10 protein-coding genes are annotated in these 13,033 nt (G+C 38.6%); 6 read left to right on the forward strand and 4 right to left on the reverse strand.

The features are described from left to right. The first annotated feature begins 3 nt into the window (after window positions 1-3). The 3 genes from PIECOFPK_RS01150 to PIECOFPK_RS01160 all read left to right on the forward strand — a co-directional run bounded on the left by PIECOFPK_RS01150 (window position 4) and on the right by PIECOFPK_RS01160 (window position 5,993). Window positions 4-1,455, forward strand: coding sequence for a SusD/RagB family nutrient-binding outer membrane lipoprotein (locus tag PIECOFPK_RS01150; RefSeq protein WP_409966321.1), 1,452 nt, complete (start codon window positions 4-6; stop codon window positions 1,453-1,455). Between the two features lie 125 nt (window positions 1,456-1,580). Beyond that, the gene (locus tag PIECOFPK_RS01155) at window positions 1,581-3,587 is read left to right on the forward strand and encodes an endonuclease/exonuclease/phosphatase family protein (protein WP_409966322.1); all 2,007 of its coding nucleotides are present in this window, start codon (window positions 1,581-1,583) and stop codon (window positions 3,585-3,587) included. A gap of 54 nt (window positions 3,588-3,641) precedes the next feature. Then, window positions 3,642-5,993 carry a phosphocholine-specific phospholipase C gene (locus PIECOFPK_RS01160; protein WP_330975120.1) on the forward strand — a complete coding sequence of 784 codons (2,352 nt, stop codon included), beginning with the start codon at window positions 3,642-3,644 and terminating at the stop codon, window positions 5,991-5,993. A gap of 229 nt (window positions 5,994-6,222) precedes the next feature. Here PIECOFPK_RS01160 and PIECOFPK_RS01165 read toward each other — a convergent pair whose 3' ends face one another. The 4 genes from PIECOFPK_RS01165 to PIECOFPK_RS01180 all read right to left on the reverse strand — a co-directional run bounded on the left by PIECOFPK_RS01165 (window position 6,223) and on the right by PIECOFPK_RS01180 (window position 9,142). Continuing rightward, complete coding sequence (locus PIECOFPK_RS01165; RefSeq protein WP_330975121.1) at window positions 6,223-6,369, reverse strand: hypothetical protein; 147 nt, start codon at window positions 6,367-6,369, stop codon at window positions 6,223-6,225. Between the two features lie 40 nt (window positions 6,370-6,409). Next, entirely contained in the window at window positions 6,410-7,672 is a 1,263-nt protein-coding gene (clpX, locus tag PIECOFPK_RS01170) for an ATP-dependent Clp protease ATP-binding subunit ClpX (RefSeq protein WP_409966323.1), read from the reverse strand. Window positions 7,673-7,786: 114 nt separating this feature from the next. Then, entirely contained in the window at window positions 7,787-8,431 is a 645-nt protein-coding gene (locus PIECOFPK_RS01175) for a ClpP family protease (RefSeq protein WP_330975123.1), read from the reverse strand. Window positions 8,432-8,458: 27 nt separating this feature from the next. Then, on the reverse strand, window positions 8,459-9,142 hold the full coding sequence (locus PIECOFPK_RS01180) for a ClpP family protease (RefSeq protein WP_330975124.1): 684 nt from the start codon (window positions 9,140-9,142) through the stop codon (window positions 8,459-8,461). A gap of 312 nt (window positions 9,143-9,454) precedes the next feature. On the opposite strand from PIECOFPK_RS01180, the gene PIECOFPK_RS01185 reads away from it, so the two are divergent. The 3 genes from PIECOFPK_RS01185 to PIECOFPK_RS01195 all read left to right on the forward strand — a co-directional run bounded on the left by PIECOFPK_RS01185 (window position 9,455) and on the right by PIECOFPK_RS01195 (window position 12,752). Next, a complete protein-coding gene (locus PIECOFPK_RS01185; RefSeq protein WP_330975125.1) occupies window positions 9,455-10,216 on the forward strand; it encodes a response regulator in 762 nt (253 codons plus the stop codon). 494 nt (window positions 10,217-10,710) lie between these two features. Then, window positions 10,711-11,439, forward strand: coding sequence for a hypothetical protein (locus tag PIECOFPK_RS01190; protein WP_409966324.1), 729 nt, complete (start codon window positions 10,711-10,713; stop codon window positions 11,437-11,439). Beyond that, window positions 11,397-12,752 carry a hypothetical protein gene (locus PIECOFPK_RS01195; protein WP_409966325.1) on the forward strand — a complete coding sequence of 452 codons (1,356 nt, stop codon included), beginning with the start codon at window positions 11,397-11,399 and terminating at the stop codon, window positions 12,750-12,752. The genes PIECOFPK_RS01190 and PIECOFPK_RS01195 overlap by 43 nt, the downstream gene beginning before the upstream one ends. Window positions 12,753-13,033: the final 281 nt, after the last annotated feature.

Here is a 13,033-nt window from a genome sequence, read left to right on the forward strand (position 1 = left end):
GCTATGAAGAAAGCTACACACTATATAACTTTCATTACATTCTCGTTAATCGCACTGCTCTCCTCCTGTCATAAGAATGCCTATTATCAGATTGATCCCGACAATCCATCTGTAGGAGATCCAGCGCTATTATTAACAGGTATACAAATATCCGTTTTTAATATCACACACACGGACTACTCGTATGTAGACAGGCATTTAGCTTATTACGAACGCACATCCGAATCTATGACCTACAACTGGGGAACAGGAAGTTATAACAATTATAACATCCTTCGAAATGTTCAGGAGATGGCTAAGAATGGAAATGACAATTATAAGGCGTTGGCCAAATTCTTTCGGGCGGTGTTATTCTCCCAGCTTACCGAAACATTTGGTGATATTCCCTATTCAGAAGCATTGCGTGGACACGAGGGACTTGCCACTCCCAAGTATGATAGTCAAAAAGAAATCTATCTTGGTTTATTAGCGGAACTGGAAGAAGCCAATAATATGCTCAGCAGTGCCAATGGCCCTATAACCGGCGATATTATCTACGGAGGGCGTCCCGATCCCGTGCTTCAGTGGAAAAAGCTAATCAATGCTTTCAGATTAAGATTGCTGATACATCTATCAAAAAAAGAAAACGATCCGGACTTGAATATTAAGCAACAGTTTCAAAGCATCATTAGTAATCCTACTAAATATCCGCTGATGAATGATAACAATGATAATGGACAAATCGTGTACAATACTTCAGCAACTAATAATTCCTATCCCACGTTTCAGCATATCAGCTTTGCTACATCGGTATCGATGGAGAAAAATTTTGTCAATATGTTGAAAGATTTTCAGGATCCCCGATTATTTTCCTTTGCTGAACCAGTAAGTGGCAGACCGGCTAATGAATTCTCCAGTTATGATGGGGTGGATGGAGGACTTACATTGGCTGAAATGCAACTTACTTCTGCATCTGCATCGCGCATTAAAAGCCGTTATCATCAAAATCAGGTAAATGAGCCTACAATATTTCTGGGATATGCAGAGCAGGAATTTCTAATAGCTGAAGCTATTGAACGCGGCTGGATATCAGGAGCAGGTACAGCTAAACAACACTATGATAACGGAATCACCGCCTCTATGGCATTTTATAATATTACAGGAGGTGATGTTACCACCTACCTGTCAAATCCCGGTGTAGCCTACAATAGTGCTACAGGCCTCTCACAAATTGCAAAACAGAAATACATCGCCTTCTTTATGAACTCAGGAAGAGAAGCATTCTTTGAACAAAGAAGAACAGGTATTCCTACACTTAGTGTAGGACCAGGCACCCTCAACAATGGTATGGTACCTAAACGTTGGCGTTATCCGGCTAATGAGTTTACCATTAATAAAGAAAATGTAGAAGATGCAGTAAATAGGCAGTTTAACGGAAACGATAACATCAATTCGATAATGTGGTTGATACAATAAATGGTTAGGAACTGAGGGATTATTGAATATTCCAATAATCCCTCTTTTAACGACGAACTGTTTCTAAAACAGCTTACATAATTATGCTTTATGTAAAACGATTATTGGGGTGTTTATTCCTATGTTTGTATACAACAATTATTTCGGCCCAATACACTCCTCACAATAGAGCTCTAAAATTAGACGGGAAAGATAATAATGTATGTACCGGAATTGGTGTTATCAAAGCGCCTTGGACTCTTGAAGTGTGGATCAAGCCCGATTCTAACCTACTCAAAGATACGGCCGTAATCATTGGTGGGGGAGAATATAGTACACTTAATACTGCACACAATTTACCACTCATTTTTATAGGAGGTAAAATTGGAAATCCTTTTGCTGATATTTGGTCTGAAGCAATATTAGACGAGGGCTGGCATCACATTGCTTTATCCTGCAACGGAGAAATAACCCAATTATATATTGATGGACATATTGTAGCAAAAAAACTAACCAGCTTCTCTATAATACCCGGCACATTAGGATCGCACTTAAAAAGTGCCACTGTATATCAAGGGTTAATGGATGAGGTACGCATCTGGAATGCTGCGGTAGATGAATCCGAAATACAATACTGGATGAAACGGCCACTCAACAATAATCATCCAAATTTCAAAAGTCTTGTAGCTTATTATAATTTTGATGATGGAATTAATGAGATTGGTATTAATTGGGTAGGAAAAAGCTGGCAAACTTTTCATCTCAGAAACGGACGCATTCATTTCAGGGGCCGGGCTCCTTTAGCCTCCACTGTTCCAAGCAATAATATCCACTTCAAATACAACCCAAACGAACAACCTTTATTTAATGCAGTGATATTACATAACGAGTGGGATTATGATCAACACAGCAAAAACTTCCAGATACTTAAATTAAGAATTATACTTAATCAGCACAACCGCCCTGCATATCTTACGGGAATCACCCTAGACCTCTCTGAAGTGAGCTGGTTGCCCGATATTGAACGATTACAAATTTTTCATTCTTATAGCAACGGTAAATCGGATACCGTAATACAATACTTAGGTAGAAATATCCATCCGAAAAAAAAGATTTCATTGACAAATAAGCAAAAACGAATTTGCTTATCTCCTGGAGTTAACTATATTACTATAACCGCCGATATCGCAAGAAATACAACACGACAAGGAAGAATAAAAATCAAGGTGCCTGAATTTAGCTTAAATGAAACCTCATATGTACCAGAAGAAGATACTAATCCTATTATTCCTGAATTAATATGCAACAGTAAACCTGGCTCTCAAATTATAAAAGTATTGCAATGGAATATATGGCATGGCGGTATACATCTTGGCAATGATGGCATGAATAAAGTTATTGAGGTATTAAAAGCCGCGAATGCTGACATTATTACAATGCAGGAAGCATACGGCTCTCAGCAGCAAATAGCCGATGCACTAGGATATTATATGTATTCAGTAAATTCAAAAGAGAATTTAGCTGTTTATAGCAGATATAAAATCACACCATTACCACAGTCTCACAATACATTCAATTCCAACCCTGTATTGATACATTTGTCTAATGGACGCACCATTTTAGTAAATTCATGCTGGCTGCGTTATAGCAATGATCCGGAGTATACCTCCATCTATCCCAATACAGGCCAAAATCCCGAATTATGGGTTGCTGGAGATTCGGCAAAAGCATTAAAGGATATACAAAACATCATTGAAAAAGATACCAAACCCTATTTAGATAGAGAAGACCTAATTGTAATTTTAGCTGGAGATTTTAATTCAGCCAGTCATCTGGACTGGACAAAAGCTGCTACATCATTACACTTTGGATATGGGCCTGTACATTTCCCTGTTTCCAGATATTTACTAAAAGAAGGATATAAGGATAGTTTCAGAGAAATACATCCTGATGAAGTAAAACGACCCGAGGGAACATGGTCACCAATCTACGGGCAGCTGCCTCATTGTCGCATAGATTTCATTTATTACAAGGGTAAAGGAATCAAGCCGATTGGTTCCAAAATCATTAGAACACATCCTAACATAGACAATCTATGGCCTTCGGATCATGCAGCGGTGCTTACCAGTTTTGAAATAGCAGACAAACCATAAGTTAAAGCAACATGTAAATATGTTTATTTTTATTTCTAAGAAAAAAATTATGCTATGGACCAATCCCGCAGAAATTTTCTAAAACAAGCCGCAATCCTAGCGGCTGGTACTACCGTCACCACTATGAATGCATCTGCTGTAGAAAGAGCTTTTGCCATTAATGCACCCAAAGGCTCCACCTTTTACGATGCAGAACACATTGTGCTACTGATGCAGGAAAATCGATCATTTGATCATCTCTTTGGATGCATGAAAGGCGTAAGAGGTTTCAGCGATCCACGCCCCAAAATCCTACCTGATGGTAACAAGGTATGGATACAGAAAGACAAAGAAGGTAAAGCCATAGCCCCTTTTCATCTAGATATACACCAAACCAAGATCACTTGGCAGGGCGGCTTACCGCATAGCTGGCCCGATCAAAGTAAGGCCCGTAATAATGGCAAATATGATCAATGGATCCCGCATAAAACTGCTATGACGATGGGATACTATAATCGTCATGACATGCCTTTTTATTATGCACTAGCCGATGCCTTTACTATTTGCGATCATTATTTCTGTTCCTCCTTAACAGGAACAACTCCTAATCGACTTTTCTTTTGGACAGGCAACATTCGTCCCCGACCCGATGGTCATTCCATAGCTGCTGTATATAACTCCAATGCCGAATCGCGCAATAATGTATTTGTCGATTGGCAAACTTTTCCTGAAATATTAGAAGATAATGGCATTAGCTGGAAAATTTATCAGAACGAGCTATGGACGGCCAATCTTGAAAGAAAAAAAGACTATTGGTTGGGTAATTATGGAGACAACGCCATCGAGTATGTAAAACGCCATCGTGTAAAACTTTCGGCTTATTTCAGAAAAAACGGCGATAAAACTGTCACGCCGCATTTAAGCCCGGAAGAAGTACAGGCGCGTTATAATCAGCTATCTCAAAGAGAAAAAAATTTGATTGATAAAGCCTTTACTACCAATATTGAACAGGAAGACTATCTGGAACTAGAACCTTTTACTTTTACTAATGATCAGGGAGTTGAGGAAACTGTTAACATCCCTAAAGGAGATATACTCTATCAATTCAGAAAAGATGTTGAAAATAACAAGTTGCCTACTGTATCCTGGCTAGCGGCTCCGGAGAGTTTTTCCGATCATACGGATACTCCTTTCTATGGTACATGGTATGTTTCGCAGGTGCTGGACATTCTTACACAAAACCCGGAAGTTTGGAAGAAAACAATTTTAATCATCAATTATGATGAAAACGATGGTTATTTTGACCATATACCACCCTTTGTGATTCCCGGAGGCGCTACTGGAGGAAAAGTTTCGGCAGGCATTCAATGCGATTCAGATTTTGAAAAGCAGTCCGGATGGCCTATCGGATTGGGATACCGCGTTCCGTGTATTGTAGCATCACCATGGAGCAAAGGTGGCTTTGTTAATTCAGAAATATTTGATCACACGTCAACATTAATGTTTCTCGAAAAATTTCTTCAAAAGAAAACCGGAAAACCTATTCGGTGCAACAATATCAGTAGTTGGCGCAGGGCAATTTGTGGCGATCTTACATCAGTATTCAGACCCTATAAGGGGGAATCATTCCCGCTTCCTGAATTTCTGAAACGAGAGAAAGTTATCGTCACTATTCAAAACGCAAAAAACAAACCACAACAGTTGGTTCCCGATCCGTTAACCGAACCGCAGATTGAAAAAATCAATAAAACAGATCACTTACAAGATATCGCCGCCAACACACCTTTGCAGGAGAGCGGCACACGCCCCGCCTGTGCTATTCCCTACCGATTACATGCCGATTGTGTTCTTAACAAAACATCGCAACAACTGGAACTTTCGTTTAGCGCGGAAAAGGTTGTAGGAGCAAAAGGAGCTCCGTTTAATATGTATACCCAAACATCCTATAACAATGATAAGGGCAAAACCTGGGCCTATGCTGTTTTAGCAGGCGATACTGTGAAAGATTATCTGGAACTAGCAAAGTTTGATAAAGAGCAGTATCAACTTTCTATAGACGGACCTAATGGATTCTGTAGAGTTTTCGCTGGTGATAAACATGACCCTGAGCTTGCCATAAAGTTCGACTACGCTCAGAAACCGTTAAGTGGAAAAGCTGAAGAAAAAATAATACTTACACTAAACAACAATGGCAGGGAGGATCTCGAAATTGTCATCACAGATCCTGTTTATAAAAAAGAGGAACAAACAATCGTATTAAACGCCCAAAAAAGCAAAAAACTAAAAATCAATTTGGAATCCACCTATGGGTGGTATCATTTTATTTTAAAAGTAAAAGGATATAAACATTTTTACCGCCTATATGCAGGGCATGTCGAAAGTGGCAATATATCTGTAACTGATCCTTACATGGCCGGTGAGATTTAAATATGCTTTTTCTTTTTCCATAATACTTCCGCTTACCTTCGTGCGCAGATATTTTACAGTAAGGCGAGAACTTTTCATTCAAAGTTTTCGCCTTTTATCTGATAAAAACAACATAGCTCTCCTTATAGGCACATGGCATTTAATAATGTCTGATACACGCCTCCCTAATTTCGTATAATAAAAAAGCAGACCGAAGCCTGCTTTACATGCAATATATTTTATTCGCTGATTAATTATTACCAAAAAGATTACCTACCGCTCCTTCCAGCATGGGAAACTTTTCAATCACGTAATTCTTTATTACTTCTAATGTTTTTGCGGCTTGCTCTTCGGTAAGTCCCGCCTCGCTTTGCAGCCTTTCGATAATTTCGTTCATTGACTATTAATTTAAGGTTGAATGTTTACTGAATAATTATCTATGCCGCTTTAATTAATCCCATTTTACTCTTGCTAAATTTCTTTTCGGCATACTCTTTTGTAAGTGTAAAGGTTTTTTCCTTAGAAGAAGGCAGCTCATACATAGCGTCGGTGAGTATGCTTTCGCAGATACTTCTCAATCCGCGGGCGCCCAACTTATACTCAACTGCCTTTTGTACCATAAAATCATACACTTCTTCTTCCACCTTCAGCTCAATGCCTTCCAACTCAAAGAGCTTATGATACTGCTTCATTAAAGCATTTTTGGGCTTGGTAAGAATATCCCGTAGGGCACTTGCATCTAGAGGATCTAGATAGGTTACTACCGGGAGGCGACCCAACAATTCAGGTATGAGGCCAAAAGATTTGAGATCCTGTGCATTCACAAAACGAAGCAGATTTTTCTTTACATCTTCCTGTTGTTGCTTATCAACATTAAATCCGATAGTATTTGTTTGTATTCTACGGGCGATAATTTTATCTACTCCGTCGAATGCACCTCCACATATAAAAAGGATATTATTCGTATTCACCTTAATCATTTTCTGATCAGGATGTTTACGTCCTCCCTGCGGTGGCACTAATACATCGGTACCTTCGAGTAGCTTTAGCAAACCCTGTTGCACACCTTCACCACTAACATCGCGGGTAATGCTGGGGTTATCGCTTTTTCTTGCAATCTTGTCTATTTCATCGATGTATACAATCCCTCTTTCTGCAGCCTCTACATCGTAGTTACATACTTGCAACAAACGGGTAAGGATACTCTCTACATCCTCTCCCACATATCCGGCTTCGGTAAATACGGTAGCATCTACAATGGCAAAGGGAACATTGAGAATCTTGGCAATACTTTTGGCAAGTAGGGTTTTTCCTGTACCGGTTTCTCCCACCATAATGATATTGCTTTTCTCAATCTCCACTTCGTTAAGCGGATCCAGTTCTCTGCCAGAAGCTTTTTGTTTTAATCTTTTATAGTGATTGTACACAGCTACCGACAATACTTTTTTGGCGTCATCTTGTCCGATAACGTATTCATCTAGGAATGCTTTAATCTCCATAGGCTTCTTCACATTCAGCGAATAGCCGGAATTGTTAAGATGACGTTTCAGGTTTAACTCCTGCTCGATGATTTCTTGGGCATGTTCTACACAGTTTTCGCAGATATGTCCTTCCTGTCCTGCAATTAGAATTTCCACATCATCGCGGCTTCTTCCGCAGAAAGAACAGTGCAAAACATTGCCTGAGATTTTTTCCTTCATTGTCTATTACTTTATTACAGAGATAATCTCTGCGTATGATTCTTGTCTACAAAGGTAAAAAATCCACTACTGAGTAGTGGACTTTTTTATAATATTAACTATTTATGAAATGAACTACAGCTTGTCCACCACTTTATCTACAATACCATACTGTATGGCTTCCTCGGCATTCATCCAGTAGTCGCGATCGAAGTCGCGCATAATTTCTTCTATAGTTTTACCACAGTTATCGGCCAAAATTTGTGCCCCGATTTGCTTAACACGCTGAGTTTGACGTGCCTGAATCTCCAAATCGGCCGTTACACCACGGAAGTAACCACCCAATGAAGGCTGATGTATCATTACCTCACCATGGGGGTAAATATAACGTTTGCCCTTTTCGCCACCACTCAATAGGATACTACCCATAGAAGCTGCGATCCCCATACAAATAGTACTTACGGGGCTGCTAATCATCTTCATGGTATCATAAATCACCATACCGCTGGTGACTACCCCTCCGGGGCTGTTGATATAAAATTTGATTTCTTCTCCGGGTTTATCAGCATCCAGCAGCAACAATTTTGTAGTGACTTCGCGCGCACTTTTATCATCAACCACTCCCCACAGGTATACACTCCTTTTTTCAAAGAAGAGTTTTTCGAGGCGTTTGTTAAACATGGAAAGCTCATCGGCTTTATTCTCCCGCTCTTTTTCCTCCTCCTCATCACTGATAATGGGCTGATGCCATTTTTGGCTGTATATGTTTGAGATGCTCATTTTTATAGAATTTATGTTGTCTAAGCTTTATTTTTCTTTCTTACCTACCATCAGTACTTCATCAATGATACCATACTCTTTTGCTTCTAGGGAAGTCATCCATTTATCCCGATCAAAATCTTTTTCGATTTGATCCAGAGGCTTTCCGGTATGGTTCTGTACTATTTCGTAGAGATCATTTTTGAGTTTTCTGATCTCGTTGACGGTAATTTCAATATCGCTGGCTTGTCCGCCAATGGCACCGCTAGGCTGATGCATCATGATACGGGAATGTTTTAGCGCAGCACGTTTCCCCGGCGTACCTGCTGCCAGCAACACACATGACATCGAAGCCGCCATGCCTATACAAATAGTGGCGATATCGGGAGACACATACTGCATAGTATCATATACTCCTAAACCGGCATACACGCTCCCGCCCGGACTATTAATATACATATTAATATCACGAGTGCGATCGGTACTGTCAAGAAACAGCAACTGAGCAGTAATGATGTTGGCCACCTCATCATTGATAGGATAACCTACAAAAATGATGCGGTCCATCATCAACCGGCTATATACATCCATTACCGCCACGTTCATGGGGCGTTCTTCAATAATGTTAGGAGTAAGAGCCGTAACCAGATAGTTTCCATAGCTATTAAGGGTATTACTGGAAATACCCTTGTGTTTTACGGCATATTTTTCAAATTCAGAATTATAAGTCATGCTGATACATTAATTAACGTGGGTAAACGTACAAATTTCTATCCATTTACAAAAACCTTAAAAGAGAGTGACAGATTGGCGCATTTATACGGCCATTTGACATACCCTCTGGCGCACTTATTGCGTTCTCAAAATAAAACGATTGTAGTGTGCTGAATAATAACTTTTATTAAAATACAAAAGTTTTTCATTATGTTGCAACCATAAGGATGTATAATTGAAGTTTTGGTAAAAAGATAAAATCTTGCTTATTGTAGTATATTTTTACAATAAATAGGTTCTTTTCTATACCTAACTGTTGCCAATTGCATTATGAAACAACATTCCATTCTTATCGTTGATGATGATGCTTTTATTGTAGATTTATTGTCGGACTTGCTAGATGTCGAATTCAAAGTATTTTCGGCATTAAATGGAGATGATGCTATAAAAATACTTAATTCGCTCTCTGTTTCGCTGATCATATCAGATGTAGTGATGCCTGGAAAAGACGGGCTAGATTTATGCAATTTTGTGAAAAATACCCCACATCTAAGTCATATTCCAGTTATTTTATTATCTGCAAAATCAGAAGAAGAAAATAAAATTCAAGGATTACATGAAGGCGCAGATGTATACATTGAAAAACCCTTTTCTCCCTCATACGTAAAAGCACAAGTGGTTTCAATAATAGAAAACCGTACCCGAATACTGAGCTTTATCTCACCTAAAAAGACACACGGGGACAATCTTATTACGGAGGAAGAATATTTTATTAACCAGCTTAATAATATTATTGATGAAAACATTGCCTACCCAGAACTAAATCTAAATCTGCTGGCACAAATTCTTCACATGAGCCGTGCCTCTCTTTATCGAAAAATCAAATCATTAGCACACTGCACACCTAATGAGCTTATTGAAGACAGACGTTTAAACCAAGCTGTAACTTTAATCAATCAAGGCTTTTATAAAATGAATGAAATAGCCTTTCTATGTGGTTTTACTTCTGCTTCACAGTTCACCAAAAGCTTTAAACGAAAATTTGGACAATCTCCGTTAAACTATGCCCGTTTACATAAATTAAGAGTTTAGGATTAATGTAGCTTATTATAAACCGCTATTTATTATTGCCAATTAATAGGAGCTGATGTGGAATTAACTCTTGTACTAGGCTGTTTATGAAACAAATAAACAATAAATTGGGACTTAAAAGAAATTTTATTTATTTTTATTTTAACAAATTTGTAAGACATTTTAAAATTCAGTAGTATGTACTTAACGCTTAAAAAACAGTTAAAAACATTTCACTACAAATAATGCTTTTCTACCATAAGAATATCTCTTTTGAGTATACAACATATAGTTCACACCCTCAACAGCATATTTTTATAATATTTTGGCATACTCAAACTGATAGAATAGAGTGACTTTTTTCTAAAAAAAAATCATTAAAGTATTTAACATTCATCACCCTCACCTTCTAATACTATTAATATGATTACAAATTTTAAACGACTTGCTCTCATTTTCTTAGTTCTATTAACCTTTTTTACCGCACCACTACTAGCCCAAGAGCCCCCTCTGAAATGACTCCTTTTGAATGTACGAATGTTGCTTATCAAACGGTAAGTAACGGTTCTAACTCAACTACTTTATATGCATATGATATAAATACAGGGACAAGAACTACTGTTCGAACACTACCTTATGCAGTAAACGCTGTGGTTTATTCACCTATTGATAATTATATGTACGCTTCCAGATCCGGCACCCCTAATAATCAAATAATTAAATTTGGTTTAACCGGAGATTCTGTTATAACAGTTACAGGTCTGGAATATTGCAATAATGGTGCTGTAACAAATGATGGTTACATGTTTATAGCCAATAACCAGCCTATTGTACGTACACGATATTATGTGTTGGATATAAATCCGAACAGGCCTGATACGTATGGAAAGTTAGTAGATCCCACTAGTGAAACTTTCCCTTACCCCGCTAAAACCGCAGCCCCATATTATACCTCTTTAGCCAATGGAGCGTCACTTAATACAAGTGATATGGCATACAATCCTGAGGATGGTCTCTTCTATGGAATTAATGGTCCCATTTGGGGCGGAGGAGGAGCCGACCCTAACCGATTTAAGCTAGCCACCTTAGATATTAAAACAGGGGTTTTAACTTTAAGCAGCGGTCTAGTTACGGGAGGGGGTATCCAAGGTGAAGGATCTGCTTATGGATCTGTTTTTTTGATGGAACGGGTAGTTTATATGTGTTTGCTAACTTACAAGGCCGATATTATAAAATTGATATAACTAATTTAACTTCGGTACAAGTAGGCCCTACAGTAGCTGCTTATGAAAATAATGATGGCGCATCCTGTCCATTTGCCATCTTTGAAAATGTGGCTATATCAGGTAATGTATTTTATGATGTAAACGGCCTGACGGATAATATAGTCAATGGTACAGGTACCAATGGTGGCGGTACATTAAGTGTAGTATTATGGGATATTGACGAAGGCAAAATTCTTGACATCGCCTCTGTAGAACCTGATGGCACTTATATACTTGCTGCTGCTCCTGGTAAAAATTATAATATTATTCTCACCAGCGAGCCCGGCACTTTGGGAAGCACCACCCCACCATCCGTAGTATTACCCGCAGGATGGAGTGTAACAGGACAAAAAGTAGGTAGCGGAACCGGTAGCGATGGTGAACCTTCCGGAATATTAAGTAATGTTGTTATCGGCAATGATGATGTAAGCAGTGTTAATTTTGGCATCAGCCAACAACCTGAAAGCCATGATTCTGTCTTGCCAATCGATGGGCCACCTGTACCCAATCAGAACATTCCTTTAACCGGTCTTATCAAAGGTAGTGATGCTGAAGACTTTCCTGACGGCGATCCTAATGGTGAGGATTGGACCGGAAGATCTATTGTTATTACAAGTTTACCCACTAATGGATTTGCTCTATACTATAATAACAACCCTATAACTGATTTAGGAGAGAATGGATATCGCATTGATAATTTCGATCCTTCCCAACTTACACTTCAATTAGTGGATCCAGTATCTGGAGTGGATGTCACCAGCTTTACTTACTCCGTTATTGACGCTACAGGATTGCAGGATCCCACACCTGCCACAGTGAGTGTTCAATTTTCAGAAGCATTGCCCGTAATATTTGGTGCAATTAGCGCTTTCTTCGAAAACAATAACCTTACAATTGAGTGGGAGGTTTTGAAAGAAGAAAATAATAGTCATTTTATCGTAGAACTGTCATCTGATGGGGTTCACTTTAAGCAGATAGGCAAGGTTTCTTCAAAAGCTATAGGTGGCAATTCTGATATACCACTCACTTATACATTTTCAAAATCCATTAACCCGGTTGTATTAGGCCTCAGCTTCTTAACATTCCTAGTAGGTGGCATACTATGTCGAAGAAAACGGTGGATAGCATCTCTATTAATATGTTTTGGATGCATAGGTATTTTATATTCTTGCTCTAAAAGTGATCTGGATAAGTTAAATAAAGACAGCAGCAAGTATTTTGTACGAATAGCTCAAGTAGATAAAGACGGTACTACAACATACTCAAAAACCATAACCGTTATAAAAAAATAAAAAGCTCTTCGCAGAATTTAAAAAGCCGCTGTTGTGTTTAACAGCGGCTTTTTTATAAAGTAAAGCATCCGCATTGAGTTGCATGCTTAACTTGTGAACGGATAGACACATTTAATGTTCAAACATTATTTTTACCGCTTTACTATCGGTTGAAGCCTCAGTCTCAAAATAAGTATTGCTAATCGCGAATAAGGAAGTTCAACTTATTTGAAGTTCCTTATTCTTATATACGATACTTGATGGCCGAATATACACGGAAACGTTTTGGCGATACCTTCAAA

The sequence above is a fragment of the Chitinophagaceae bacterium C216 genome (assembly GCA_028485475.2).
Taxonomy (GTDB): Bacteria; Bacteroidota; Bacteroidia; order Chitinophagales; family Chitinophagaceae; genus Niabella; species Niabella composti.

Bases quoted from the DNA above. Each gene is read 5' to 3' on its own strand.
- clpX (WP_409966323.1), bottom strand. From the start codon at position 7,672: ATGAAGGAAAAAATCTCAGGCAATGTTTTGCACTGTTCTTTCTGCGGA.
- PIECOFPK_RS01180 (WP_330975124.1), bottom strand. From the start codon at position 9,142: ATGACTTATAATTCTGAATTTGAAAAATATGCCGTAAAACACAAGGGT.
- PIECOFPK_RS01175 (WP_330975123.1), bottom strand. From the start codon at position 8,431: ATGAGCATCTCAAACATATACAGCCAAAAATGGCATCAGCCCATTATC.
- PIECOFPK_RS01190 (WP_409966324.1), top strand. From the start codon at position 10,711: ATGACTCCTTTTGAATGTACGAATGTTGCTTATCAAACGGTAAGTAAC.
- PIECOFPK_RS01185 (WP_330975125.1), top strand. From the start codon at position 9,455: ATGAAACAACATTCCATTCTTATCGTTGATGATGATGCTTTTATTGTA.
- PIECOFPK_RS01160 (WP_330975120.1), top strand. From the start codon at position 3,642: ATGGACCAATCCCGCAGAAATTTTCTAAAACAAGCCGCAATCCTAGCG.
- PIECOFPK_RS01165 (WP_330975121.1), bottom strand. From the start codon at position 6,369: ATGAACGAAATTATCGAAAGGCTGCAAAGCGAGGCGGGACTTACCGAA.
- PIECOFPK_RS01150 (WP_409966321.1), top strand. From the start codon at position 4: ATGAAGAAAGCTACACACTATATAACTTTCATTACATTCTCGTTAATC.